Consider the following 26,389-nt stretch of genomic DNA (forward strand, 5'->3'; position numbering starts at 1 on the left):
CCGTATGCGATGCCCCGCGCGGTGCCCCTCCTCAACGACCCGGCGCCGACATCCCAGCACGATGTCCTCGTCGGCGAAGATGCCAGGCTGAGGCGGCCTGCTGGTTCACCCCGATCCTGGCCCGCGACGGCGGCCTGCTGGGCACGTTCGCCATGTATCACCGGGCGCCGCTTTCGGACGCCGACCTCGCGCTCGCGCAGGTCTTCGCGGGCACCGCCGCGCCGGCGATCGAACGCGACCCGTGACGAGCAGGCCCGGCCGGCGGCCGAGAAGCGAGCACAGGCGGAGCTGGCCGAGCTGAAGATCGCCGATTCGTGGGGGGACTCGGCGTGGGGCTGCTCCGAGCACGTCGAGGAGGCCATCATCAACGTCCGCTCGGCCTTCATCGCCAGCGAGGAGCTGGGCGGGCCGGCCGCCTACCTCGGCCGCTGACCGGCCGCCGGTTGCGGTGCGGCGAGGTCGGCTGCGCGGCCGCTCAGGATGCGGCAGCGCTCGGCCAGGCCGGTCCACTGCTGGTCGGAGTCGCCGGCGCTGTCCGACGTGGTGATCTCCTCGAGGAGGGTCGCGTAGTCGGTGGCCAGTTCTCGGCACGCGCGGTCGAGCTCCGGGCTGTGCGCCTTGTACCGCCGGTCGAGGTCGATGATCTGATGCGCCAGCGTGGCCGAGGCGGCGCTCAGGGCGCTGCGGGCGTCGGCCGTGTCCTGGCGACGGGCCCGCCGCTCGCCGGCCCGGCGCGCGGCTCGGCGGCCGCCGGCCCAGACCGCCGCGGCGCCGCCCAGCACACCGGCGAAAGCGGCCATTACCAGCAGGTATCGGGGCAGCGACGGGCTGATGGTGCGGCCGCCGTCCGGGACGGTGCCGGCGCGGACCAGCCGGTCGTAGTTGACGGCGACGACCTTGAGGACTTCGAGGGGCCGGTCGGCCACCGCGTCGATGCCACCGCCGATTGTCGTCTCCGCCACCGCTGCCCGGCCGAAGTTCTCGTCGTCCTTACCGGGCAGCCAGGCACACCCGTACGTGTCGAGACCGCCCTCGCCGTCCGGTTTGACCGCCAGGACCACCACACCCTCGGCCGCCCGCCGGGTGCTGCGGCAGCTGTCGCGCAGGTCGTCGCCGGGTTCGAGCAGCAGCACGGCCACCCGGCGGTTGCCGAGGACCCGTTCGGCGGCGGCCCGGTCCAGGTCGTAGCCGGGCGCGGCATAGACCGAGGAGCTGCGGACCGTACGGGCAACGGGGTTGTCGAACACGCCACCGGCCCAGCCCGCCCATCCGGCCAGAACCAGGCAACCCAGCACGGCCAGGCCGAACAATCGACTCACGAGAGCTCACCCCGCAGGTACTCGCCGGGCCGGTAGCCCTTGAACGGCATGGTGCGCCCGGCCTCGTCCAGCTCGGCCTCGGCGGCGTCGAGCAAACGCCGCACATGCCTGTCGGGCAGCTTCTCCTCCAACGCCGTGCGGGCCGCGGCGAGCTGGGTGAGGCCACGGGTAAGGGCCGCGTCGCTGTCCCGGCCGGTCAGGGCGGACTGCTCGACGGCCAGCGCGGTCAGGGCGGCCAGCCGGGCCGGGGCCGCGGTCGGACGGCGGCGGCTCGACGGGCGGGCCACCGGGCGCACCGAGAGCACCAGGAAGACCAGCACGCACGCCGCGAACAGCCACGGCAGCACGGGCAGGCCCACCCGCAGCGGATCGAACGGCACGTACGGGAGCGGACGGTCGAACAGGCCGGCGTACCGGACGTCGGTGACCCGGCTCAGGTAGGCGCCGAGGATGTTGCGCTGCGGGTACGCGTACCGGCTGATCCGGTCGCCGCTCTGCGAGTAGAAGGTGACCGCGGCCAGCTCGGCGAAGTCGGCCGCGCGGGGGCCGCTGTACTCGATCCAGTCGCCGTACATGACCAGGATCGGGGTGTCCGGGAAGACGCGTTCCAGCGCCCGGCCGTAGTGCGGCAGGGCCTTCCCGTACGGCTGCCGGGCCAGCGCGACGACCAGGGGGCGGTTGTCCGGGAAGGCGGTCGCGGCGGTCTGCGGCACGTCGTCGAGGGTGGCGCCGGGGCCGATGTGCCGCCCGGTGCGGCGCAGCTCGGTCACCACCGGCGCCAGCTCGGCCTCGGTCGGCTCCCGCCACTGCGGCCCGGCGGCGGGCTCGGCCGGGGCGTCCACCTTGCGCAGCGCGGAGATCAGGGTGACCAGCGCCACGGTGACGTCGCCGGTGGAGAACTGGGCCCGCCATTCCGGCAGGCGGTCGGCCGTGGCACGGTAGGAGCCCCCGGTCACCTGGGTTCCGATCACCCGTACGGTGGCTTCCTCGACCCCGCGGACCCGGGCGCGCTCGGCTTCGTCGAGCCCGGGCGGGGTCACCAGGATCCGGATGTCCTCGCCGCCGGCGGCCGCGCGCACCCGCTGCTCGTCCCAGTGCGCCACCGCGCCGGGCAACCGCACCACCGGCTGGGCCTTGACCAGGGCTGTCATCTCGTCGGCGCTCGGCACGGTGGCGTCGCCGAGCTCACCGGCCGAGCCCTCGGCGACTCCGGCGCCCGAGCTGGGCGACTGCCCGTAGCTGACCGTGACGCTCTGGCGCTGGGCGATCAGGAAGACGGCGAAAACCGCCGCCGCGACGGCCAGGGCGACCCAGCGCCAGCCGCGAGCCCGGCTCACGGCCCGGACGAGACGGTCACGCATCAGTGGCCGCCCGCCACATCGCGTCGGCCCGGCGGGCGTACCCGGCGGCCGCGCGCGCCGCCTCGGCGCCGCCGCCACCGGCCGCCACCAGTTCGGCCTGGGCCAGCAAACGGTCGGCCTCGGCCACCGTCGCGACGGACGCGTCCCGGCTCACCGCCGCGCTGTCGATCGCCGCCCGCGCCGCCGACCAGGCCGTGCGCCGTTCCAGACTCGCGGCGCGCCGCCGGGGAACCAGGATCGAGACGACGCCGGCCACGAACAGCAGCACGGTTCCGGCCGGCCAGACCCACCAGGACGACGACATGCGGGGGCGACTCCGGGCTACGACCGACTCTGACCCGGCCATTCTGCCCTACCGACCGATCCGCCCGCGGAGGCCGGGCCGGCGGGCAAGGTCGCGCAAGTGGTCGAGGACCTGCAGGACGCGGGGCAGGACGCCGGTGCAGGGCAATGCCTTCAACCCGGGTCTTGCGGAAACATAACCCATTAAGCCTATAGTTTCGACAGAGATTTCCCCGAACCCGCGGAGACCATCGATGCCTGAACGACGTACGGGCGGAAGCTCGAGGTCCACCCCAACCTGTGGGCCGGGATCGGGCTGGTCCGCGGCGGGGCCGGCATCGCGATGGCCGGCTCGCACACGCAGGTGGCCGACCTGATCGAGCAGTACGTCCACGCCCGGTCGGCTCCCACGGTTCCCTTCGGCGCTCAGGAGTGGTCATGCCGCAAACCAATCAAGACCTTGACCCCGTACGGCTGAGGGAGGTCTTCGGCATCTTCCCCAGTGGCGTGGTGGCCGTGGCCGCGCTCGTCGACGGCGCCCCGGTCGGCCTGGCCGCCAGCTCGTTCACCTCGGTCTCGCTCGACCCGCCGCTGGTGTCGTTCTCGATCGCCAACGCCTCCAGGACGTGGCCCGACCTGCGCCGCGCGCTGCACCTGGGGGTGACCATCCTGGCCGACCACCACTCGAAGGTGGCCCGTCAGCTGGCCGGCGCGGTCGACCGCCGCTTCGACGGCCTGTCGCTGACCACCACCCGCGACGGCGCGGTCACCCTCGACGACGGGCTGGCCCATTTCGACACCACCATCCACGAGGAGCTGCGCGCCGGCGACCACACGATAGTGCTGCTCCGGCTCCACGCCGTCCACAACGGAGGGCACGCCACGCCGTCGCCGCTGGTGTTCCACCGCAGCCGCTTCGGCCGCCTGCACGAGGAGTGAACCCGGGGAGGAGATCGTCGCGGTTGCGGCCCGCGAGCACCCACGATCCTGGGCACGGCTGGACACCGCGCGCCCCGTCGCCCGGATACAGTGGAACGCACGACTCCGGGGGGCGTGACATGTCCGACGGCACCCGCCTGCGTCCACCGCGAAACCCCGTCGATCGCCGCGCGGTCGGCTGGTGGACGACGAACCTGCTGCTGCTCGTCGCGGCGCCGGTGGTGGTGCTGCTCGTGCTCGGGTGGCTGATCGAGCCCGCCCGGTTCTGGCTGGCCGGGCCGGCCGTGGTCGTCGCGGTGGCCGGGGTGGCCGCCGTGGTGGCGCTGCCCCGCTGGTGGTTCCGGGTGCACCGGTGGGAGGTCACCGACATCGCGGTCTACACCCGCACGGGCCGGTTCTGGCAGGAATGGCGGGTGGCGCCGCTGTCACGCATCCAGACCGTGGACACCCGCCGCGGGCCGGTGGAGCAGCGGTTCGGGCTGGCCACGGTGGTGGTGACGACGGCCTCGGCCAAGGGCGCGGTGACCATCCCCGGCCTCGCCCACGAACAGGCCGAGGAGGTCGCCGCGCAGCTGACCGAGGCGACGCAGGCCGCGCCGGGTGATGCCACGTGAGCGACGACTGGCGGCAGCTCGACCGCCGGGCCGTGCCGGTGGCGGCGGTCTTCATGCTCGGGGTGGCGGTGCTGGCCGGGGTGCCGTCGGCGGCCGGACTGTCCGAGATCTCCGTCGCCGTCGCGCTGGGGTGGGTGCTGCCCGGGATGGTCGTCGTCGTGCTGGCCGGGACGGTTGCCGAGTGGCTGCGCCTGCGGTTCACCCGTTACCGCGTCGGACCCGAGCGGGTCGAGCTGCACACCGGCGTGCTGATCCGGAACCGGCGCTCGCTGCGGCGCGAACGGATCCGCACTGTCGACGTCACCGCCAACCCGCTGCTTCGGTTGTTCGGGCTGGTGTCCGTACGGATCGGCACCGGCGAGCACGCCGAGAGGGGCACTTTGCGGCTGGGCCCGGTCACCCGCGCCACCGGCGACGAGCTGCGCCACGCCCTGCTGAGCCGGGCAGTGCGGCCGGCCGCCGACGGGTCTCTCGCGACGCTCGACCCGGCTTGGGTCCGGTACGCGCCGCTGTCGTTCGTCGCGCCGCTGCTGGGAGCGGCCGCGGTCGGTGGCGTGCTCAACGTGGCCGACTGGTTCGGCCGCGCCGAGGGCCTGGTCACCTGGGTGATCGACCGGCTCGGCGGGCTGGGGCTGATCGGCGGCATCGCCGTGACGGCCGCCGTCGCGCTGGCGCTCGGGGTGATCGGCGCGCTCGGCCTGTGGGTCGAGATGTGGTGGGGTTACCGCCTTGACCGGGAGCCGGGCGGCACGCTGCGGGTGCGGCGCGGGCTGCTGACCACCCGGTCGATCTCGATCGAGGAGGAACGTGTCCGCGGGGTCGAGCTCGTGGAGCCGCTCGGCACGCGGCTGGCCGGGGCGGCCCGGGTCGACGTGGTCGCCACCGGCCTGAAGACCGGGACGGAGGAACACAAAGCTCAGCACAGCACCCTGCTTCCGCCCGCCCCGGTGGCTCTGGCCCGGCGCGTGGCGGCCGATGTCCTGGGCGAACCCGTTGCACCAGCCTCCTCCGCCGCCTCCTCCCCCACCCCCACCACCGCCACCCCCACCACCGCTTCCTCCCCCACCTCCGCCTCCACTTCTTCCACCGCCTCCACCGCCGAATTCGCCTCGTCCGACAAATCGGAAATATCCGTCTGGGAAGGTGGGCTGTCCATGGGGGTGGCCACGGTTCTGTCAGCGCATCCCGTGGCGGCTCGGGGGCGGCGCCTGCGGTGGGCGTTGACCGGGGTGGTCGCCGGTGAGCTGCCGCTGATCGTGCTGGGCCTGCTGCTGACCGGCGTGCTGCTGCACCTCGCGTGGATCACTGCGCTGGTCGCCGTGCCGGTTGCCGTGGCCCTCGCCCTGGACGCCTATCGCAGCCTCGGGCACGCCTTGGACGGCGACTATCTGGTGGCGCGCAGCGGTTCCGTGCGCCGGGGCACGGTGTTCCTGCAGTGTCGCGGCATCATCGGCTGGACGGTCCGCCAATCGCTGTTCCAACAGCGCGCCGGACTTGCCACCATCCGCGCGACCACGGCCGCGGGTTCCGGCGCGTACGCAATCCGCGACGTTGCCGTGAGCGCCGGTCTCGACGTGGCCGGCGCCGCGGTCCCAGGCCTCCTGAGCCCCTTCCTCGAACGGGACGACTTCCCCCCGGAACAGGGCGATCTCCGGTCCCCGGCATTGTCCGTCCCGGACGAGCACGCCCTCGCGGAACAGCGCGATCTCCGGTCCCCGGCGGTGTCCGCCCCCACGCTGCCCTCACCCGAATTGTCCGCCTCGGACCAACACGTACCCGTGGAACAGGGCGACGCCCCGGAACAGCGCGATCTGACGAGTCGAAGCGATCTTCGGGAGCGGGATGACAATGAGTGAGCAGGCTCTGCACCGCGACAGCGACCGGGCGATCGCGCTCTACCAGCAGGGCCGTTACGCCGAGGCGCTGCGGATCCAGCTGCGGGTGCTCGCCGAGTCGGAACGGCTGCTCGGCGCCGACCACATCGACACCATCGCGCGGATGAGCTACGTGGCGATCTTCCTGTGGGCCCTGGGCCGCCGCGCGGAGGCGTTCGACCGGCAGGCAGAGGCGTTCGCGGCGTCCGCGCGGGTGCTCGGCATCGACCACCCCGACACGCTGGCCGCCTCCAACAACCTGGCCATGTTCACCTCGGACCCGCAAGAGGCGGCCCGCATGCACGAGGTGGTGCTGACGGCCAAGGAACAGGCGCTCGGCCCCGACCACCCCGACCTGCTGCCCACGGTGATCAACCTGGCCGCGAGCTACGGCGGGACCGGTCGGCACGACCAGGCCTTGACAATCAGCCTGCGGGCGCTCGCGCTGGCCGAGAGCAGCCTCGGGCCGGAGCATCCGACCACTTTGACCATCCGCAACAACGTGGCCGTGCACACCAGCGAGGTGCACGGGCCGGTCTGGGCGGTCGAGCTGCACCAGCAGACGCTGCGCCTGCGGGAACGGGCGCTGGGGCCCGACCATCCCGACACGCTGCAGAGCGGCCACAACCTCGGGGTCACCTATCGCGAGGCGGGCCGGCCCGACCGTTCCGAGGCCGTGCTGACCGAGACGCTGCACCGGCTCGAACAGACCCTCGGTTCGCAGCACCCGGCCACGGTGAAGTGCCGGGCCAGCCTCACCCGGACACAGTCACTGTGACCCAGACCACGGCATGGGGAGATCCGCCGGCCGACGGTGATCGTCACGCCGTCCGGTTCAGGTGACCAGGCCTCGGCGGTAGGCGTAGACGACGGCCTGCACGCGGTCGCGCAGACCGAGCTTGGCAAGGATGCGGGAGACGTACGTCTTGACCGTCTCGTGGCTGATCACCAGCGTGTCCGCGATCTCGGAGTTGGACAGGCCGTTGGCGATCAGGCGCAGCACCTCCAGTTCGCGGGCGGTCAGCGGCATGTCGCCCGGCACGTCGTCGGCGGGGCGGATCCGCTGCGCGTACCGGCCGATCAGCTGGCGGGTCACCTCGGGGGCGAGCAGCGCGGCGCCGGCGGCCACGGTGCGGATGCCCTGCAGCAGGTGCGCGGGCGGGGCGTCCTTGAGCAGGAACCCGCTGGCGCCCGCGCGCAGCGCCCGGTACACGTACTCGTCGATGTTGAAGGTGGTCACCACCAGCACCTTGACCGGCTGCGCGACCTCGGCGCCGGCCAGGCGGCGGGTGGCCTCGATGCCGTCCATGCCGGGCATGCGCACGTCCATGACCACCACGTCCGGGTTGAGCCGCCGGGCCTGCTCGACCGCGTCGACCCCGTCGTCGCACTCGCCCACCACCTCGAGGTCGGGCTGGGCGTCGATGATGGTGGCGAAGCCGGTACGGATGAGCGCCTGGTCGTCGCAGACCAGCACCCTGATCATGCGGTGGCCCCGACGGGAATGCGCGCCGTGACGACGAACCCGCCGTCGGCCCGCGGCCCCGCGCTGAAGTCCCCGCCGAGAGTGCCGACCCGGTCGGCCAGCCCGCTCAGTCCGCGGCCGCTGCCGCCCGGCGACGCCGTGTTCGATCCCGAGCCGTCGGTGCTGATCCGCACGTCGATCTCCTTGGCCCCGTAACGCACCGCCACCGTGGTGCGGGCGCCGTGGTCGTATTTCATGGCGTTGGTCAAGGCTTCCTGCGCCACCCGATAGACGGTGGCCTCCGCGCCGCCGGACGCCGCCGGCGGCGAGCTTCCCTCCTCGACGAGCTCGACCGGCTGCCCCGCCCGCCGGCTCTGCTCGATCAGCGAGCGCAACTCCCCGCCGTGTCCGGGGTTGAGCACGTCGAGCAGGTGCCGCAGGTCGGTGATGGCCTGGCGCCCGGTGTCGGTGACCGCGGTCAGGGTGGTGTCGAGCCGGTCGGGCGCGGCGGTCAGGTACCGCGCGGACTCGGCCTGCACGACCATCGCGGTCACGTGGTGGGTCACGACGTCGTGCAGCTCGCGGGCGATCCTGATGCGCTCGGCGGTGCGGGCGGCCTCCTCGACCTGCTGCCGGCGCGCCGCCTCGGTGCGCCGGTTCTGCCGCAGCCACGCGCCGATCCCCCAGGTCGCCGCGAACACCACGTAGAACAGCGTGAAGTCGGCCACCGGGGTCGGGCCCACCTGATTCAGGGCCACGGCGAAGGCCACGTACGCGAGGGAACTGACAACCATGACCGTGCGCCGATGCGTGTTCAGGTAGGCGCCGGCGGTGAACAGGGCCACCGGCAACGCGATGCCACCGATCGTGTGCAGGCCCAGCAGCTGGTCGAACGCGAACCCGACGGACACCAGCGCCAGGGTCGGCACAGGCCATTTCCGCCGTACGGCCAGTGGCAGGCACTCGACCACGATGACCAGCGCCCCGAGCAGGTCGTACGGGCGCTCGGGGGCCAGGTCGCTCAGCCGGGTGCCGTGCCGGTGCCAGTCCGGGACGAGCGCGACCGCCGTGAGCAGCAGAGCGAACGGCAGGTCGCGTACGACGACACCACGACGGGCCAAGTGGATCATCCGACGAGCGTAGAGGGCGCCGCGGACTCGGTCTGCCGGGCACTGCGCCGCATGGGGACGAGGTTGCCGCGCCGCTTCGCGATCCAGAGGAAGATGATCGTAACGAAGACGCCCACGACGAGCGTGGAGAAGCTGGCCTCGGGGCCGAACTCGCCGCCGGTCATCCACTTGTTGCCGGTCAGCTCCGAGTCGAGGAGGCCCTGCTTGAGGCCGTTGCCGGAGACCTCGGTGCTGAAGATGCCGGCCTGGGCGTAGTTCCAGCCGAAGTGCAGGCCCATCGGCAGCCACAGGCTCCGGGTGGCGATGAAGGCGGAGGTCAGCATGCCGCCGCCGGCGATCGCGACGCACAGGGCGCCCCACAGGCCGGCGTTCTCGTTGAGCAGGTGCACGCCGCCGAAGATGAGGGCGGACAGGGTCAGGGCGATCCAGGTGCCGGTCAGCTTCTCGACGTGCCGGAACAGCACGCCGCGGAACATCAGCTCCTCGGTGACGGCGGCCGCGGCCATGAACCCGGCGAGGCCGATGGCGCCGGACGGCTTGTCGCTCACGCCGTCGACGTCGTAGCTGCCGTTGACCGCGATGTTCATGATGACCAGGCCGAACAGCGCGACGCCGAGCAACGTTCCCCGGATCAGGCCGGAGGCGGCGGTGCCGGCCGAGGCCTCGGTGACTTCCCGCTTCTCGGTGAGCTTGACGACCCAGTAGTAGACGAGCGTCGCGGCGACCGCGGTGGCCAGGCCCAGGACGAGCTGGAGCCAGACGTTGTCCTCGGTCGCGGCGACCGCCTGGCCACCCACGGCGGAAACGGCCACAACGGCGATGAGCTGAAGAATGAAACGCATGCGGAACAACGTACGAATCCCGGACGCTTCCGTCGTCACCGTGCAGCGGACACCCGGGGTAGCTCGCAAGAGCTACAAGGACACCGGACGTTTCTCGTCGTAACGCCGGCGTAACTCAGGCAGTGCGTTTTCACCGCTGGTGGGTTACCTTGTGGGAGCGCTCCCAGGCCGACTCCCCCTTTCGGCGTCCCCAAGCCGGTCCCCTCCGGCTTGCGTGCCGACCGCACTCGGAAGGAAGCACCTTGTCCCCCACCTTTCTCCGGCGCTCCCTGCTCGCCGCGTCGGCCGTGACTGTCACGGCTGCCGTCTGGCTGGCCGCCGGCACCGCATCGGCCGGAACCCTCTCCGGCACCCTTTACCGAGACACCGACACCCCGGTCGCCCGCTGGCTGGCCGCCAACCCCAACGACTCCCGCGCGCAGCTGATCAGCTCGCGGATCGCCAGCCAGCCCGCCACCCGCTGGCTGTCCAACTTCAACGTCGGCACCGTCCAGAACGAGGTTTCCTCGTACGTGGGCGCGGCGGCCGCCGCCGGGCAGGTTCCGCAGCTGACCCTGTACGGCATACCCAACCGCGACTGCGGCGGCGCCAGCGCGGGCGGCGCCCCCGACCTGCCCACCTATCAGAACTGGGTCAACGGGATCGCCCGCGGGCTGGCCGGGCGCACCACGCTGATCATGCTGGAGCCCGACTCGATCGCACTGCAGACCTGCCTCAGCAGCAGCGAGATCACCGCCCGCAACCAGGCCCTCGCGACCGCGACCCGCACGCTCAAGGCGGCCGGGGCCAAGGTCTATCTCGACGGCGGGCACTCGGCCTGGAACTCCGGGGCCGAGCAGGCACGCCGCCTGGCCGACGCGGGCGTGGCCGACGGTGACGGCTTCTACACCAATGCCTCCAACTATCAGTCCACCGACAGCGAGGCCGCGTTCGGCCGGTCGGTGCTGAGCGCGCTGTCCGGCCGCGGCATCAACGGCAAGCGGCAGGTCATCGACACCAGCCGCAACGGCGGCGCGGCGGGCGACTGGTGCGGCGACGACAACACCGACCGCCGGATCGGGCGGTACCCGACGCTCAACACCGGCGACGCCAACATCGACGCCTACCTGTGGATCAAGCCCCCGGGCGAGGCCGACGGCTGCCGGTACGCGGCCGGATCGTTCCAGCCCGACCTGGCCGCGAGCCTGGCCAACGGGGCGCCGAACCCGCCGGTCACCACCCCGCCCACGACGCCACCCACCACGCCTCCGACGACTCCGCCCACGACCCCGCCGACGTCCGGGCCCACCACTCCGCCGCCGGCCGGCGCGTGCGGGGCGAGCTACACGACGTCGAGCACGTGGCAGGGCGGCTTCCAGGGCCAGGTCACGGTCAAGGCCGGTGGCGGCGCGGTCAACGGCTGGTCGGTGTCGTGGACCCTGGCCTCCGGGCAGACGATCAACCAGGTGTGGGGCGGCGTCCTGTCGGTGAACGGGTCGCTGGTCACCGTGCGCAACGCGGCCTGGAACGGCTCGCTGCAGCCCGGCGCGTCGGCCGAGTTCGGCTTCATCGCCTCGGGTTCGGCCGGCACCCCGAACCTCACCTGCACCGCCTGATCAGAAACGCGAACAGACCCGGCCGGGCTCCCGCGCTCACCTGCGTGGCAGCCCGGCCGAGCGCGTCTCAACGGCTTTCCCGCGTACGGCGTACCCCCTCGAACCGGTCCCACGGCTCAGGCCCGCACGGCGTACCGGCTCGAACGGGCCCTGGGGCTCGGGTTGCAGGGTGTGGCGACCGGCCGAGAACGACGCACCGGCTGGAACCGATCCCACGGCTCGGGCCCTTCACCGCGTACGGGGAAACGGGGTTCAGCGGAGCGGGAGCTTGACCCGGCGGCCCATGCCGACCTCGGCGGCGGTGGTGTCGGTGACCATGGCGTACGCGCCCGCGGGCACCCCGTCCCGCACGGCGACCCGGGACGCCGCGGCAAGCAGGGTACGCTCACGGGCGCCGGCGAGAAAGAACACGACCTCGTCGCCGATCCGCTCGCCGTCCTCGTACTCCTCGACGCCGAACTCGTCCTCCAGATCGATCATGTAGTCGCCGACGTCGTCGATCCACTCGTCGTCATCGCCGGTCCCCGGGAAGTGGATCTCCACCATCACTGCCATCCCCTGATGATCCTGCACCGAGGCACGCCGTTTACCGGCGGGATCCGGGGATAGTCAGAGGGCATGGAATATCGCACGCTCGGGCGCAGCGGATGCGCCGTCTCCACGCTCTGTCTGGGCACCATGACCTTCGGCGACGAGTCCGACGAGAAGGTGTCGCACGCCCAGCTCGACCGGTTCGTCGAGGCCGGTGGCACATTCGTCGACACCGCGGACGTCTACTCGGCCGGCGAATCGGAATCGATCATCGGTCGCTGGCTGTCCTCGCGCCCGGCCGACGTCACCGAAGCCGTCGTGCTCGCCACCAAGGGCCGTTTCCCGATGACGCCCGACCCGAACGGCGCCGGGCTCTCGGCCCGCCACCTCACCCGCGCGCTCGACGCCTCGCTGAGCCGGCTCGGTGTCGACGCCGTCGACCTCTACCAGGCGCACGCGTGGGACCCGTACACCCCGCTGGAGGAGACGCTGCGGACTTTGGACGGCTTCGTCCGGGCCGGCAAGATCCGCTACTACGGGTTCTCGAACTTCACCGGCTGGCAGCTCACCAAGGCCGTCGGGCTGGCGCGGGAGCTCGGCCTGACCGGCCCGGTCAGCCTGCAGCCCCAGTACAACCTGCTGGTCCGCGAGACGGAGTACGAGGTCGTGCCCGCCTCGCTCGACGCCGGCCTGGGCCTGCTGCCGTGGAGCCCGCTCGGCGGCGGCTGGCTCACCGGCAAGTACCAGCGGGACCAGCGGCCGACCGGCGACACCCGGCTCGGCGACAACCCGGAGCGCGGGATGGAGGCGTACGACCGGCGCAACGTCACCCGTACCTGGGATGTGATCGAAGCCGTGCAGGGCATCGCGGAGGCGCGCGGCGTGTCGATGGCCGAGGTCGCCCTGGCCTGGGTCACCGACCGTCCCGGCGTGACCTCGACGATCCTGGGCGCCCGCACGCTCGACCAGCTCGAGACCAACCTCAAGGCCGCCGGGCTGCACCTGACCGACGAGGAGACCACGACCCTGAACGAGGCGAGCGACCCGCGGCCCAACGACTACCCGTACGGGCCTCTCGGCATCGGCCAGCGGGGGCGGACCCTAACGCCGTAACGCCTCGCGCAGATTGACCAGCAGCACGGCGGCCGCGGCGGCGAACAGCCCGAACGCGACGACGTAACGTCCCTCGAACCACAGCACCACGAGCAGCGCGAGGCTCACGGCGGCGAGCAGCAGACGCAGCAGAACCGCCAGGAGCTTTCCCCGTACGAGGCCCTCGACGCACAGCACGCCCAGCAGCCAGACGGCCGCCAGGTCGAGCCCGCCCGTGGCCAGCGGGGAGATCGCCGCCCCGGCCGCCAGCAGGATCAGCGGGGTGCTCAGCACGGCCCACCACGACATGAGCCGCCCGCGCAAGCCGGTCGCCGCCAGCATGGGCAGACGCCGGTGCATCAGGTGGGCGTGCGGAGGCTGGGCCCCGTTCCCGGCCACGACCGTACGGGCCTGTTCGTCGGCCAGCCGGGTGCGTTCCATCCGCAGCCCGAGGAGCCGGCGTTCCTGCTGCTGCAGGGCCCGCACCTCGGGCGACGCGACCGGCAGGCCCGCCGCGGCGAGGGCCAGTTCCCGCTTGAGCCGGGTGATCTCGGCGTCGAGCTCGGCCAGCCGGTCGTCGTTCTCGCGCCGGCGCAACTCGATCAGCGCACGTTCGGCGGCCGGGCCGGGGGCGACCTTGGCCAGCCCGGCCCAGCCGACCGGGTCGGCCCACGACTGCCGGGCGGTGCCGTCGCGTTCGTACCGCGGTCCGGCCGGTCCCCGCTCGCCGCCGAGCCGGTCACGGGTGTCACGCCCCCACAGCCCCCGGAAGTCACGCACCCAGTCGGTGTCGTCGCCGATCACCACCGGGCGCCACGCCTCGGGCTGCCCGGGTCCGACCGCCCGGCCGTCGCCGCGGGCGTAATCGACGTACGGGATGCCGAGCCCCGGCTGGCCGTCAGCCGCCCACGGCGCGAGCAGGCGTGCCGCCCGGCGCAGAGCGCCGACCAGACCGCGCAGGCGCGGAGGCCGTACGGTGATCAAATAGTCACCCGGCAGGTAGGCGCCCGAATGCGAACCGGCGCCCACGTACACGACCGGATGCCGTCCGCCGACCAGCGACAGGTCCGGGTCGTCCCAGCGCCGCCGCAGGTCGTCGCCGATCTCGTCGTGCGCCGAGAACACGACCCAGCGGGGCGGTGGCAGACCGTCCAGCCCCGTCACGCCCGTACCGTCCAGGAAGATTGTGACGTGCTCCCAGTCGGCCTCGTGCTCGTTGACGCCGCCGAACGCCGACCGCCAGTTGTTGAAGCTGTAGAAGTACCAGTACTGGCAGACGATCCACGGGGCGTCCCGCAGCACCCGTCCGTGATAGACGGTGGTCACGCTGCAGCAGGAACGAGTGCGCCGCGCTGCCACCCGGCACGCTCCCCCGGAACAGCAGCGAGATCCGGTTGGCCGTGTCGACGAGCCGGGCCAGCAACCCCACCGACGCCAGCCGGCTCGACCGCCGCAGGTGCGGTGGCCGCTCCCGCAGCGGGATGTGCGCCACGCCGAGCCGCCCGCCCGTGCGGCCGACCCCCGACAGCGACAACTGCAGCCCCTGCTCGGCGCCCCCGGCCGCGGCCAGCCCGTCAAGCGTCAGCCCACCCGGCGCCTGCTCGACTGCGCTCTCCCCGGCCTCCAGCCGCCAGAGCCCGGCCCGCTCGACATACCGCTCGGCCGAAACCGGGAAGAAGTACTCCCCCTGAGTGAACCGGACCACCGGCTCGTACGCGCGCAACAACCGCAAGTCATCCTCGGACCCCACGACGGCACGCTACCGCCCTCCGCCGGAATGATCGCGGCGCCGAACGGGCCACCCTCCAGAAGCGGCGATCCACTTGTGACGACCGTTGACCGTGCCGCCACAAAGGACACGATCCGATACCAACCTCCCATGTGGTGGGAGGTGAGTGGTTAGTGTCTCGCCAACGGTGACCACCGTCATGGCGTTTGTCCGTACCCACGAGGACGAGGTGAACATATGCGTGCGACCAGGATGCGGGCCACAAGGCTCGTCGCCGCCGGCGCCGTAGCGGCGCTGATGATCGGCGCGGCCGGCTGCGCCGAGAGCGACCGCGACGGTGGTGACGAGGGCTCGTCCGCGAGCGGCGGCACCTTCATCTTCGCGGGCGCCGGCGACCCCAAGAACTTCGACCCGATCTTCAACGACGACGGTGAGTCGTTCCGGCCGATCCGCCAGATCTACGACACCCTCGTCACGCACAAGCCGGGCACCGCCGAGCTGGTCGGCGGCCTGGCCGAGAGCTGGGAGAACGACCCGAGCGGCAAGGTGTGGACGTTCAAGCTGCGCCAGGGTGTCAAGTTCCACGACGGCACCCCGCTGGACGCGGCGGCGGTCTGCGCGAACTTCGACCGCTGGTACAACATGAAGGGCGAGGCCGCCCAGTCCCAGATGATCTATTACACGGACGTCTTCGGCGGGTTCGCCGGCAACCCGGACGCGCTCTACGACAACTGCAAGGCGCAGGACCCGTCGACCGCGGTGCTGACGCTGAAGCGCTACAAGGGAGCGTTCCCGGGCGCGTTCGCCCTGACCGCGTTCTCGATCGCCAGCCCGGAGGCGATGAAGAAGTACGACGCCAACACGGTGACGCAGAACGGCGACTCGTTCTCGTACAGCGCGTTCGCCAACGAGCACCCGACCGGCACCGGCGCGTTCGTCTTCGGCGGCTGGAACAAGTCGACCGGTGAGATCACGCTCAACAAGAACCCCGACTTCTGGGGCGACAAGGCCAAGGTCGACAAGATGATCATCAAGATCATCAAGGATGAGAACACCCGGAAGCAGGAACTGCGCGCGGGCACGGTGCAGGCCATCGACTTCCCGGCCCCGGCCGACCGCAAGGCCCTCGCCGGCGAGGGTTACAAGGTCCTCGACCGGCCCGCCTTCAACATCCTGTACCTGGGCATCAACCAGAAGAACAACCCCAAGCTCAAGGACTTCCGCGTACGGCAGGCGATCGCGTACGCGCTCAACCGGGCTCAGCTCGTGCAGACCAAGGGCCCGGGCGGCGCGAAGGTGGCCGACCAGTTCCTGCCCGACACCGTGGTCGGCTACGCCGGCGACGTGCAGAAGTACGAGTACGACGTGAACAAGGCCAAGCAGCTGCTGAGCGAGGCCGGCGCGACCGGGCTGACGCTCAACTTCTACTACCCGACCGAGGTGTCCCGGCCGTACATGCCGAACCCGCAGGAGATCTTCACCGTGCTCGCCAACGACCTGCAGGCGGCCGGCATCAAGGTCAACGGCGTTCCCCGGCCCTGGAACGGCGGCTTCAAGGACGACGTGCAGCAGTTCGGCAAGCACGACCTGCACATGCTCGGCTGGACGGGCGACTACAACGACCCGGGCAACTTCGTCGGCACGTTCTTCGGCCGGGCCAAGGCCGAGTTCGGCGACGACGCGATGACCGACATGTTCGACGCCATCGGCAAGGCCGACGCGACCGTCGACCCGGCCGGCAAGAAGGCCGCGTTCGAGCAGGTCAACCGTGACCTGGCGGCCAAGTGGCTGCCGGCCGTGCCGATCTGGCACGCCCCGCCGGCGCTGGCCACGGCCAAGAACGTCGAGGGCCTGGTGCCCAGCCCGCTGACCGCCGAGGAGTTCAACACCGTCTCGCTCACCAAGTAGATCCCGGCACGGCCGCGGCCCGGACCTTCGACAGGTCCGGGCCGCCCCGCGCGGACGTAAAGGACAACCTCCATGGTGAGAGTGATCTCGCGCCGCCTGATCCAGCTGGTCGTCACGCTGGTCGCCCTGACGACGCTGGTCTTCTTCTGGCTGCGCAGCCTGCCCGGCGGGCCGGTCGACGCGCTGCTCGGCGAACGCGCCACCCCGCAGACCCGCGAGCTGCTGACCCGGGCCCTCGGCTACGACCAGCCGATCTGGGTGCAGTACGGCCGCTTCCTCAAGAACGTCGTCACCGGCAACTTCGGCAATTCCATCCGTACGGGTGAGCCGGTGACGGAGGTGATCAGCCGATCCTTCCCCGCCACCGTCGAACTGGCCCTGGCCGCCATCATCATCGCGATCGGGCTGGGCGTCCCGCTGGGCTACCTCGCGGCCCGGTACCGCGGACGGCTGCTCGACAACGCCACCATCATCGTCACGCTGATCGGCATCTCGATCCCGATCTTCTTCCTGGGTTACCTGCTCAAGGACTGGCTGACCCAGGGGGTGCACGTCTTCCCGCCCTCGGGCCGGATCAGCACCGGCACCAACAACACCGAGGTGACCGGCTTCTTCGTGCTCGACGGGCTGCTGACCCGCGAGCTCGACGCCTCGGCCGACGCGCTGTGGCATCTGGTGCTGCCCGCGGTCACGCTGGCCACCATCCCGCTGGCGATCATCGTACGGATCACCCGCGCGAGCGTCCTCGACGTGCTCGACGAGGACTACATCCGTACGGCCGACGCCAAGGGCCTGCGCAGCCCGACCATCCGCAAGCGGCACGTGCTGCGCAACGCCCTGCTGCCGGTGGTCACCATCATCGGCCTGCAGACCGGCGCGCTGCTGGCCGGCGCGGTGCTGACCGAGAAGGTCTACAACTGGGGCGGCCTCGGCACGCTGATCACCGACTCGATCAGCGGCAGCCGTGACTACCCCGTCCTGCAGGCCCTGATCCTGCTCGCCGCGGCCGTCTTCGTCGTGGTCAACCTGATCGTCGACCTCTCGTACGCGATCATCGACCCGAGGGTGCGTGTGCGATGAGCCCAGGGGGAATCTCGGCCCTCGCCGACCACAAGCGCCGCCGCATCGAGGAGCTGATCGCCCGCACGTCCGAGCCGGGCGGGGTCAGCCTGCTGCGCGACGCCGGCCGCCGGCTGCTGCGCAACCCGACCGCGATCGTCGGCGCCACGATCATCCTGCTGTTCCTGGTCATCGCGATCTTCGCGCCGCTGGTGGCGCCGCACGACCCGATCCAGCGGTTTCCCGAACTGACCAAGGACCTCACGGTCGACAACATCCCGGGCCCGTCGGCCGGGCACCCGTTGGGCAGCGACCCGCTGGGCCGCGACTTCGCGTCCCGGATGATCTACGGCGCCCGGCAGACGCTGTTCGTCGGCGTCCTGGCCACCCTGATCGGCCTGCTCATCGGCGTGCTGCTGGGCGCGCTGGCGGGTGCTGCCGGCGGCTGGGTCGACGTGCTGATCATGCGGCTCACCGACGTCATGCTGGCCCTGCCCAGCCTGCTGCTGGCGATCACCCTGGTCGCCCTGGCCAGCGAGTCCACCCAATGGACGGTGATCATGGCGGTCGCGATCGTCAACGTGCCGATCTTCGCCCGGCTGCTGCGCGGGTCGATGCTGTCGCAACGCGAGAGCGACCACGTGCTGGCCGCCCGCTCGCTCGGCGTCAAACAGCGCGACATCGTGCTGCGGCACATGCTGCCGAACTCGCTGACCGCGGTCATCGTGCAGGCCACCCTGACCTTCGCGGTGGCGATCCTGGACGCGGCCGCGCTGTCGTTCCTCGGCCTGGGCGACCCGGACATCAACCGGGCCGAGTGGGGCCTGATGCTCGGTGTCGACGGGGTGCGGTATTTCGAGGTCCGGCCGGAACTGGCCTACTTCCCGGCCCTGGCCATCATCCTCGTGGCTCTCGGCTTCACCTTGCTCGGTGAGAGCATCCGCGAGGCGCTCGACCCGAAGAACCGGCGGTGATCTGTCATGCCTCTGCTCGACGTACGTGATCTGTCGGTCGTCTTCCAGCGCAAGGGCACCCGGCCCGTCACCGCTGTCGACGGCGTGAGCTTCACCGTGGAACCCGGACAGACGGTCGGCCTGGTCGGCGAGTCCGGCTGCGGCAAATCCGTGACCAGCCTGGCGATCATGGGGTTGCTCCCCCGCCGCGGCAACAAGGTCACCGGCGAGGTCCTGTTCGACGGCACCGACCTGCTCCGGCTGCGCCCGCAGGACCTGCGCGACTGGCGGGGCCGCGACATCGGCATGATCTTCCAGGATCCGCTGTCCTCGCTGAACCCGGTCATCCCGCTCGGCGTGCAGGTGGCCGAGGTGCTGGAACGCCACCAGGGCCGCACCCGGCAGGCGGCCCTGCGGGAGGCCCGTGAGCTGCTCGACGCGGTCGGCATCCCCGACCCGTCCCGGCGGCTCAAGGAGTTCCCGCACCAGCTCTCCGGCGGCATGCGGCAGCGCGCGCTGATCGCCATCGCGCTGGCCTGCAAACCGCGCCTGCTGATCGCCGACGAACCCACCACGGCGCTCGACGTGACCATCCAGGCGCAGATCCTCACGCTGCTCAAGGACCTGGTCGACAGCTCCGGCACGGCCCTGGTCATGATCACCCACGATCTCGGGGTGGTCGCCGGGCTCTGCGACACGGTCAACGTCCTGTACGCCGGCAAGGTGGTCGAACGGGCCTACCGCCACCACCTGTTCGCCGAGCCCAGGCACCCGTACACCGACGGTCTGCTGCAGTCGGTGCCCCGGCTCGACGCCGGCCGCGGGGAACGGCTGCACCAGATCCGCGGCTCGGTCAGCGACAACATTCCCTGGTCCGAGGGGTGCGCCTTCGCCCCGCGCTGCGATCGGGTGGTCGACGCCTGCATCGGCGAGACGGTGCCCCTGGAGCCGACCTTCCGCGGCGGCGCGCTGCGCTGCGCCAACCCCGTACCGCTGGAGGTGCCGGCATGATCGACTGTACCGGAGTGAGCGAAGCGGCCGTAGGGCCACGAGGGCATGCCATGGGGGCTTCGGCGTGAGCGGCGCGCTCGTCGAGATCGACGACCTCAAGGTCCACTTCCCGATCAAAAGCGGACTGTTCTTCGACCGTACGGTGGGGCACGTCTACGCCGTCGACGGGGTCTCGCTGGCGATCCAGCGGGGCGAGACGTACGGCCTGGTCGGCGAGTCCGGCTGCGGCAAGTCGACGCTGGGCCGTGGCCTGCTGCGCCTGGTCGAGCCCACGAGCGGCGGCATCACGTTCGACGGCACGGACGTCCGCGCGCTCGCCGGCGAGAAGCTGCGGCTGTTCCGGCGGCGCATGCAGATGGTCTTCCAGGACCCGATGTCGAGCCTCGACCCCCGGCAGTCGGTGGAGTCGCTGCTGACCGAGGGGCTCAAGGCGCACGGCCTGCGGACAGAGATGCAGCAGCGCCTGCGGTCCACGCTCGACTCGGTCGGCCTGCCCGCGTCCGCGCTGCGCAAATACCCGCACGAGTTCTCCGGCGGGCAGCGCCAGCGCATCGGCATCGCCCGCGCCCTGGTGCTCGGCCCCGAACTGATCGTGGCCGACGAACCGGTGTCCGCGCTCGACGTGTCGATCCAGGCCCAGGTGGTCAACCTCCTCGACGACCTGCAGGAATCCCTGGGCCTGACCTACCTGGTGATCGCGCACGACCTGGCCGTCATCCGGCACATCTCCGACACCATCGGCGTGATGTACCTGGGCGCGCTGGTCGAGGAGGCGAGCGCCGATCAGCTGTACGAGCGGCCGCTCCACCCGTACACGCGGGCGCTGCTCTCGGCCGTCCCGATCCCCGACCCGCAGGTGGAGGACCACCGCGAACGCATGCTGCTCGTCGGCGACCTGCCCTCCCCCGCCAACCCGCCGAGCGGCTGCCGATTCCGTACGCGGTGCCCGTGGTCGCAGGAGCGCTGCGCCACGTCACGGCCCGAGTTGCGGGTGTTCGACGACTCGGGCCAGCGCGTGGCCTGCCACTTCGCCGAGGACATCCTGAGCGGTGCGTTGCGCCCCCACGAGGTCCAGGCCGAACTCGTACGCCCGGAGGCCGACAGCGGGCTGGGCGGAGAGCTCATCCCCACCCAGCCGGACCTCCCGACGCAGTAGGAGTCCCCAGGGCGGCGGCCGCCTGGCTTTGCGCGACCTGGCCGGGCGGCGGTGGGTGAGAACCCCGTGTCAGGCGCCGGGGTTGAGGGCGGCGGCCAGTTTCCTGCGGGACGTGATGGACAGCTTCCGGAAGATGCGGGTCAGGTGGTATTCGACCGTCGACGTGCTCAGGAACAGGCGAGCGGCGATCTCGCTGTTGGTGGCCCCCGCGGCGGCCAGCGTGGCGACCTGGCGTTCCTGCGGGGTCAGATGGTCGTCGGCGCGGGCGCCGCGCGGGCGGGGACGCTCGCCTGTGGCCAGAAGTTCGGACCGCGTACGGGAGACGAAAGCCGCGGCGCCCATGCGGGTGAACATGTCGTGGGCCACGCGCAGGGAGACGCGGGCGTCGGCTCGGCGGCGTCGGCGGCGCAACCACTCGCCGTACAGCAGATGGGTCCGGGCCAGCTCGGTGGCGAGGGAGGTCCGGCCGAGCAGGTCCAGCGACTCGCGGTAGAAGGCTTCAGCGTCGTCGGTCATGAGTGCCCGGCAGCGGGCCAGCAGGCCCAGGCCCCAAAGTGTGCCGCTGTGGGGCGCGCGCTGCTCCAGGCGTACGAAGGCCGCCTTGGCCACCTCGTGGTCGCCGCTGCGGACGCCGGCCTCGACGATCTCGGGGAGGGCTCGGGCGGCGACGCCGGGCTTGTCGTCGTCGAGCGAGGAGCGCAGGCGGGCCAGGGCCGAGGGATAGTCGCCGAGGCCGATGTCCAGGACGGCCGTCGCGTGGCACGCCAGCGGATCAGAGCCGGTCGCAAGGCCCCGCCAGGCCAGCAGTTCGGCCCGCTGGACGGTGTCCCGCTGGGGTTGCCCCACCACCTGCGACAGGTCGGCCGCCTCGTCGTGCAGCGCCTCGGCGGCGTCGAACCGGCCCGCTCGCAGTTCCCAGGCCGCCCCGACCGCGAGCGTGGTCCGCAGCGTGCCCAGGGCGCCGCTGCGGCGGTCGTACGCCTCGAGCCGGCGCCACACCCGCCGCCCGGCCTCCTCGTCCCACAGGTCGTCGGCGGTGACCAGGCTGATGGCGGCGAGCGGTGGACCCGCCTCGGCCAGATCGTCGTCCGAGCCGAGGGCGGTCAGCGCGTCGCGCATCAGCGGCACGGCGGCGCGGTAGTCACCGGCCAGGCGCTTGGCGTAGCCCATCAGGAACAGGTCCAGGTAGGAGTCCGGGGCGGCCGGCGCCGCGCGGGCCAGTTCCGTCGGGGTGAGACAGCCGCCGGCCAGGTGGGCCTGCAGGGCCTCGAACATCATCCGGCGGGCCAGCGCGGGGTCCGGGCCGGCGATCGAGGCAGCCGCCTCCAGCAGAATCCGGGGGGCCGTCGCATACCGGCCCGCGTACATCTCGGCCGTGGCCCGAGCCTGCCGGGCCAGCGCGTGGGGCACCGGACGGTCGAGGCCGGGCTCGGCGCGGTCGAGCATCCGCCCGGCGGTGGCCGGGTCGCCCAGCACGAGGTGAGCGCGGGCCGCCGCGACCAGGCGCGAGGCCTGCGCACGGGGGTCGGGCGACAGGTCGGCCGCCCGGGACAGGAAAGCGGCCCGTTCGGCGTGCCCGCCGCGTTCGCCGGCCTTCTCCAGCAGCGCGGCGACCTCTTCGTCGAGCCCGATAGTGGCCTGCGCGCGATGCCACGCGTGCCGTTCGGGATCCCGTACGGGGTCGTGGGCCGCGGCGAGGGCGGCGTGGACGCGCCGCCGGTCGGCCGGGTCGGCGCCGCGGTGTACGGCCGAACGGATCAGCGGGTGCCGGAAGCCGAGGGACTCGGTCAGGATGCCGGCAGAGTGCGCGGCGTCGGCCTGGTCGGCGGTCACGCCCAGGTGCGCGGCAGCCCGCCAGAGCAGCGCGGGGTTGTCGGGCGGCGCGACCGAGACGAGCAGCAGCACCAGCCGGGTGGGCGCCGGGAGCGGCGTGATCTGCCGCAGGAAGTGGGTCTCGAGCAGGTCACCGACGGGCAGCGGCGCGGGCAGCGGGGCGAGGCCGGCGAGCTGGCCGGGCGTGAGGGTGCGGGCCAGCTCGATCAGGGCCAGGGGATTGCCGCCCGTGCCGCCGACGAGGTGGTCCGCGACCGTGTCGTCGAGGCGTCCGGCGGCGCAGGCCGACAGCAGGGTGCGGGCGTCGTCGCGGGGCAGGCCGGTCAGCGTCGTCGTGGGCAGCCCGCTGACCGGCGCCAGCCCGTCCGGGCGGGTGGCGAACAGCAGCCCGAGGGACTCGGCGTGCAGGCGGCGGGCCACGAACGTGAGCGCGTCGGCCGACTCCCGATCGAGCCACTGCGCGTCGTCGATCACGCAGAGCAGGGGTTCCGGTGTGGATGCCTCGGCGAGCAGAGTCAGCGTGGCCATGCCGACGAGGTAACGGTCGGCGGCCTCTCCGGCCGGGTGCCCGAACGCCGTACGCAGGGCGTCGCGCTGCGATGGGGGAAGCGCGCCGATGCCGGGCAGCCACGGTCGCAGCAACCGGTGCAGCGCCGCGTAGCCGAGACAGCTCTCGGGCTCGGCCCCGGCGATCGGGACAACCCGGAGACCGGACACCTGGCCGAGCAGGCTCGTCTTGCCGGCGCCCGGCTCACCCGCCAGCACCAGCGTGCCGCTGCGCCCGTCCCGCACCCCGGCCACCAGACCGGCCAGGACTCGCTGTTCCTCGTGACGGCCGATGAACATCCGGCATCACCCCCGCACCAGGGGACCATCCGGCGCCGCCCGGGTACACCAGGGACGAACCCTGAACCCCGGGCCTAGGGTCGCTCCTTGAGCGCGTCGGCGAGCAGCCGGCGGGACGAGATGCCCAGCTTGGCGTAGATGCGCGACAGGTGATACTCGACGGTCTTCTGGCTGACGTACAGCTCCGCCGCCGCTTCCTGATTCGTCCGGCCCTGGGCGATGACGTGGGCCACCGACAGCTCGCGTTCGGTCAGGGTCAGGGGGCGGCCGGGGTCGTCGGCGGTCAAGCCCGCGGCGGCCAGGTCCTGCTCGCAGCGCTGCCGGAAAGGTTCGGCCCGCAGCACGCTGAAGCGGCGGTGCGCCCGGGTGAGCCAGGTCGCCGCGTCCCGGCGCGACCCGATCCCGGTGGCCAGCAGCAGTTTCCCGTACGCGTGCTCCAACCGGCCCCGATACAGCGGCGCGGTGTCGCCGTCGACCTCGACGCCCAGCGCCCGCCGGTACGCCTCTTCGGCGTCTCGGGGCCTGTGGCGGGCCTCGGCTATCCCGCCGGTGAGCCGGGCCACGACGTCGCGCAGGTAACCGCCGTCGTGCTCGTCGCGCAGATCGTGCAGCACCACCTCGGCGTCGTCGAGCCGGCCGGCCCCGGTGAGCGCCTCGACGAGCAGGGACTGCTGCCACAGCCGGAAGGGTTTGTACCGCAGGCCCGGACCTTCGAGCAGCGGCTGCAACGAGCGGTGGATCCCGGCGGGGTCGGCGCGGGCCTGGGCCACGGTGGCAGCGGCCAGCGACGAGTAGACGATGTCGGGCGGCGACCCGAACGACTGCACGATGGCCGACAGCTCGTCGAGGCGACGGCCCGCACCGGCCCAGTCGCCGCGGCCCGCGTCGACGCAGACGGCCGCGAACCGGCCCGCCGCGTCGAAGGCCAGCTGATCCTGCGAGAAGGCGACCGCCTGGGCCCTGTCCGCGGCCGACGCGCTCTCGTCCCACTCACCGGCGAGGTAGTGCACAACGGATTGCAGGGCAAGCGTGGCCGGACCGAGCCGGGAACCCGCGCCCTGCTGGTCGCGCAGCGCCACGGTCCGCAGATCGGCGCGGGCAGCGGGCAGATGCCCCAGGAACAGGCGCATCACGCCGCGGGTGGCCAGGGTGTCCAGGTTGTCGTCGCGGACGTCGACGCTCGCCTCGGGCAGATGCGTCAGCTCGTCCAGCGCCGCGCGGGGGCCCTCGTGCCACATCCGGCCGGTGGCCAGCAGCGCGCGGGTGAGGTCGGTGGTGGACGGGTCGAGGTCACCGGCGGCCAGGGTGCGCCGGGCGATCTCGGCCGTCTCGGCGCCCCGGCCGCTCGCGATCGTGATCTGGGCCAGGAACAGGCCGGCCAGGGCGGCGGCCCGGCCCCCGCCGGAGTCCTCCCAGGCCAGGCGCAGATGGGCCTCGGCGGTGGGGATCCGGCCCGCCATCATGTCCATGATCCCCAGGACGCAGCTGCGCAGCGGGCCCGGCGCGCAGTCCTCGACCTGCGGCCGCAGCGGCAGGGCGGTGTCGGCCCGCAGGGTGAGCAGGGACTGGGCGCAGGACGTGAGCAGCCGCCGTTCCCGGTCGGCGCGGCCCTCGGACAGCGCCGACGCCCAGCGCAGGCGGGTGGCGGCCACGGCGTTGCGTCCGAGCGCGGCTTCGGCCAGGCCCGACCGCTCGAGCTCGGCGGCCAGCTCCTCGTCGGTCGTGGACGCCGCGGCGACCCGATGCGCCCAGCTCGCCGCCGTGCCCACGAGCTCGGCCGCGCCCGCGTGCAGGAGGCGGCGGCGTTCCGGGGCGAGCGCGTCGTACAGCGCGTCGCGTTGCAGGGCGTGCACCAGACCGACGGGACTCTGCGGCTCGTTCGGCCACCACACGGCCAGGCCCGCCGTCAGCGCCGGACCGAGCGCGCGGGCCGGATCGGCCAGACCGGCGAGGCGGCCCGCCGACGACAGCGGCACCCGGGCATCCAGCACGGCCAGCGCCTCCAGCAGCTCGCGCGACTCGGCAGGCAGGCGATCGAGCTGGGCGTTGATGGCGACCACGAGCGAGCGCGGCACCGGCCAGCGGTGCAGGCCCTCGTCGCGCAGCACGCCGGCGGGCACCTCGGCCAGCACCGTACGCAGATGCAGGGGGTGCCCGCCGGTATAGGTGTGCAACCGCTCACTCAGGCCTGCCGTCACCGGTCCCTCGATCATCGCCCCCGCCAGTCGCGCGACCTCGTCGCTGCCCAGGCCGCCGAGAGCGACCTTCGTCGCCGTGTCCGACGATTTCAGCAGCCTGTCCAGCGACTCGTCGGCGGCATCGACGACCGGCCGGGTCGCCAGCAGGGTCAGGACACGGTCGGACCACAGGCGGCGCAGGACGAAGCCGAGCGCCCGCGTCGACGGCTGGTCGGCCCAGTGCAGGTCGTCCACGATCACCGCGACCGGGCGGCCGGACTTCTGCAACTCGCCCAGCAGCAGAAGCAGCTGACCTCCGATCACGTGCGGGGACGTGTCGGCCGCCGGGGCGGACAGCAGGGGAAATGCCTCGAGGGCGGCCCGGCCGGCGAGTTGCTGGATCACCCCGTACGGGAAATCGGTCTCGGACGCGTCGGCGGCGGCGCGCAGGATCGTGAAGTCGCCGAGTGTCGCCGAAAACGCGCGCAGCAGCGAGCTTTTGCCTATGCCGGCCTCGCCCTCGACGACGGCCAACCGGGAACCACCGGCCCGCACCTCGTCGGCGCAGGCCCTGAGCTGGTCGGACTCCCCCGCCCGGCCGACGAAGAGCGTCACGGGCTGACCCTATGGAGCCCCGGTTCGCTCGCGCAATGGCCCATCCGGACTGTGGGCT

Annotated in this window: 22 protein-coding genes and 1 pseudogene; 13 read left to right on the top strand and 10 right to left on the bottom strand. The window is 72.3% G+C overall.

Annotated elements, in window-relative coordinates:
- The first annotated feature begins 50 nt into the window (after positions 1-50).
- Complete coding sequence (locus C8E87_RS46155) at positions 51-245, top strand: GAF domain-containing protein (RefSeq protein ID WP_239080198.1); 195 nt, start codon at positions 51-53, stop codon at positions 243-245.
- A gap of 171 nt (positions 246-416) precedes the next feature.
- On the opposite strand, the gene C8E87_RS42365 is transcribed toward C8E87_RS46155, so the two are convergent.
- The 3 genes from C8E87_RS42365 to C8E87_RS42375 are packed head-to-tail and all read right to left on the bottom strand — an operon-like array spanning position 417 to position 2,984.
- A complete protein-coding gene (locus C8E87_RS42365) occupies positions 417-1,319 on the bottom strand; it encodes a hypothetical protein (RefSeq protein WP_133878942.1) in 903 nt (300 codons plus the stop codon).
- Positions 1,316-2,656: a hypothetical protein gene (locus C8E87_RS42370; protein WP_239080194.1), complete on the bottom strand. Its 1,341-nt coding sequence runs from the start codon at positions 2,654-2,656 to the stop codon at positions 1,316-1,318. The genes C8E87_RS42365 and C8E87_RS42370 overlap by 4 nt, the downstream gene beginning before the upstream one ends.
- A 16-nt stretch (positions 2,657-2,672) precedes the next feature.
- Complete coding sequence (locus tag C8E87_RS42375) at positions 2,673-2,984, bottom strand: DUF6403 family protein (protein WP_133878944.1); 312 nt, start codon at positions 2,982-2,984, stop codon at positions 2,673-2,675.
- 258 nt (positions 2,985-3,242) lie between these two features.
- On the opposite strand from C8E87_RS42375, the pseudogene C8E87_RS47065 reads away from it, so the two are divergent.
- The 5 genes and pseudogenes from C8E87_RS47065 to C8E87_RS42410 form a co-directional block, all read left to right on the top strand.
- A pseudogene (locus tag C8E87_RS47065) lies at positions 3,243-3,350 on the top strand (alkanesulfonate monooxygenase); the annotation flags it as partial.
- A gap of 50 nt (positions 3,351-3,400) precedes the next feature.
- On the top strand, positions 3,401-3,901 hold the full coding sequence (locus C8E87_RS42385) for a flavin reductase family protein (protein WP_133878945.1): 501 nt from the start codon (positions 3,401-3,403) through the stop codon (positions 3,899-3,901).
- A 119-nt stretch (positions 3,902-4,020) separates the two neighbouring features.
- Positions 4,021-4,515 (top strand): PH domain-containing protein, encoded by a 495-nt coding sequence (locus C8E87_RS42390; protein WP_133878946.1) that lies wholly within the window; start codon positions 4,021-4,023, stop codon positions 4,513-4,515.
- A complete protein-coding gene (locus tag C8E87_RS46585) occupies positions 4,512-6,371 on the top strand; it encodes a PH domain-containing protein (protein ID WP_203720642.1) in 1,860 nt (619 codons plus the stop codon). The genes C8E87_RS42390 and C8E87_RS46585 overlap by 4 nt, the downstream gene beginning before the upstream one ends.
- The gene (locus C8E87_RS42410) at positions 6,364-7,167 is read left to right on the top strand and encodes a tetratricopeptide repeat protein (protein ID WP_166661467.1); all 804 of its coding nucleotides are present in this window, start codon (positions 6,364-6,366) and stop codon (positions 7,165-7,167) included. Before C8E87_RS46585 ends, C8E87_RS42410 begins: the two co-directional genes overlap by 8 nt.
- Positions 7,168-7,224: 57 nt before the next feature.
- Here the strand turns inward: C8E87_RS42410 and C8E87_RS42415 are convergent, their stop codons facing one another.
- From C8E87_RS42415 to C8E87_RS42425, 3 genes are read right to left on the bottom strand one after another with little or no spacing between them, the layout of a single operon-like run.
- The gene (locus C8E87_RS42415) at positions 7,225-7,875 is read right to left on the bottom strand and encodes a response regulator (protein ID WP_133878948.1); all 651 of its coding nucleotides are present in this window, start codon (positions 7,873-7,875) and stop codon (positions 7,225-7,227) included.
- Positions 7,872-8,984 (bottom strand): sensor histidine kinase, encoded by a 1,113-nt coding sequence (locus tag C8E87_RS42420; protein WP_133878949.1) that lies wholly within the window; start codon positions 8,982-8,984, stop codon positions 7,872-7,874. The genes C8E87_RS42415 and C8E87_RS42420 overlap by 4 nt, the downstream gene beginning before the upstream one ends.
- Positions 8,981-9,826: a CPBP family intramembrane glutamic endopeptidase gene (locus tag C8E87_RS42425; protein WP_133878950.1), complete on the bottom strand. Its 846-nt coding sequence runs from the start codon at positions 9,824-9,826 to the stop codon at positions 8,981-8,983. Before C8E87_RS42425 ends, C8E87_RS42420 begins: the two co-directional genes overlap by 4 nt.
- A gap of 242 nt (positions 9,827-10,068) precedes the next feature.
- Between C8E87_RS42425 and C8E87_RS42430 the strand changes: the two genes are divergently transcribed.
- The gene (locus C8E87_RS42430; protein WP_239080195.1) at positions 10,069-11,421 is read left to right on the top strand and encodes a glycoside hydrolase family 6 protein; all 1,353 of its coding nucleotides are present in this window, start codon (positions 10,069-10,071) and stop codon (positions 11,419-11,421) included.
- Between the two features lie 252 nt (positions 11,422-11,673).
- On the opposite strand, the gene C8E87_RS42435 is transcribed toward C8E87_RS42430, so the two are convergent.
- On the bottom strand, positions 11,674-11,976 hold the full coding sequence (locus tag C8E87_RS42435) for a hypothetical protein (RefSeq protein WP_133878951.1): 303 nt from the start codon (positions 11,974-11,976) through the stop codon (positions 11,674-11,676).
- 63 nt (positions 11,977-12,039) lie between these two features.
- On the opposite strand from C8E87_RS42435, the gene C8E87_RS42440 reads away from it, so the two are divergent.
- On the top strand, positions 12,040-13,065 hold the full coding sequence (locus tag C8E87_RS42440) for an aldo/keto reductase (protein WP_133878952.1): 1,026 nt from the start codon (positions 12,040-12,042) through the stop codon (positions 13,063-13,065).
- On the opposite strand, the gene C8E87_RS42445 is transcribed toward C8E87_RS42440, so the two are convergent.
- A complete protein-coding gene (locus tag C8E87_RS42445; RefSeq protein ID WP_239080196.1) occupies positions 13,054-14,370 on the bottom strand; it encodes a hypothetical protein in 1,317 nt (438 codons plus the stop codon). The two genes, C8E87_RS42440 and C8E87_RS42445, sit on opposite strands and share 12 nt — an antisense overlap.
- Positions 14,371-15,010: 640 nt before the next feature.
- Between C8E87_RS42445 and C8E87_RS42450 the strand changes: the two genes are divergently transcribed.
- The 5 genes from C8E87_RS42450 to C8E87_RS42470 all read left to right on the top strand — a co-directional run bounded on the left by C8E87_RS42450 (position 15,011) and on the right by C8E87_RS42470 (position 20,860).
- Entirely contained in the window at positions 15,011-16,681 is a 1,671-nt protein-coding gene (locus tag C8E87_RS42450) for an ABC transporter substrate-binding protein (protein WP_203720643.1), read from the top strand.
- Positions 16,682-16,753: 72 nt separating this feature from the next.
- A complete protein-coding gene (locus C8E87_RS42455) occupies positions 16,754-17,761 on the top strand; it encodes an ABC transporter permease (RefSeq protein WP_133878953.1) in 1,008 nt (335 codons plus the stop codon).
- Positions 17,758-18,714 carry an ABC transporter permease gene (locus C8E87_RS42460; RefSeq protein ID WP_133878954.1) on the top strand — a complete coding sequence of 319 codons (957 nt, stop codon included), beginning with the start codon at positions 17,758-17,760 and terminating at the stop codon, positions 18,712-18,714. The genes C8E87_RS42455 and C8E87_RS42460 overlap by 4 nt, the downstream gene beginning before the upstream one ends.
- A gap of 6 nt (positions 18,715-18,720) precedes the next feature.
- Positions 18,721-19,704 carry an ABC transporter ATP-binding protein gene (locus C8E87_RS42465; protein ID WP_133878955.1) on the top strand — a complete coding sequence of 328 codons (984 nt, stop codon included), beginning with the start codon at positions 18,721-18,723 and terminating at the stop codon, positions 19,702-19,704.
- A gap of 64 nt (positions 19,705-19,768) precedes the next feature.
- Complete coding sequence (locus C8E87_RS42470; RefSeq protein ID WP_133878956.1) at positions 19,769-20,860, top strand: ABC transporter ATP-binding protein; 1,092 nt, start codon at positions 19,769-19,771, stop codon at positions 20,858-20,860.
- Positions 20,861-20,929: 69 nt separating this feature from the next.
- On the opposite strand, the gene C8E87_RS42475 is transcribed toward C8E87_RS42470, so the two are convergent.
- Both C8E87_RS42475 and C8E87_RS42480 read right to left on the bottom strand, forming a co-directional pair.
- Entirely contained in the window at positions 20,930-23,539 is a 2,610-nt protein-coding gene (locus C8E87_RS42475; protein WP_133878957.1) for an ATP-binding protein, read from the bottom strand.
- Positions 23,540-23,613: 74 nt separating this feature from the next.
- Positions 23,614-26,331: an ATP-binding protein gene (locus C8E87_RS42480; RefSeq protein ID WP_133878958.1), complete on the bottom strand. Its 2,718-nt coding sequence runs from the start codon at positions 26,329-26,331 to the stop codon at positions 23,614-23,616.
- Between the last annotated feature and the right edge of the window lie 58 nt (positions 26,332-26,389).

Source organism: Paractinoplanes brasiliensis (assembly GCF_004362215.1).
GTDB classification, from domain to species: Bacteria; Actinomycetota; Actinomycetes; order Mycobacteriales; family Micromonosporaceae; genus Actinoplanes; species Actinoplanes brasiliensis.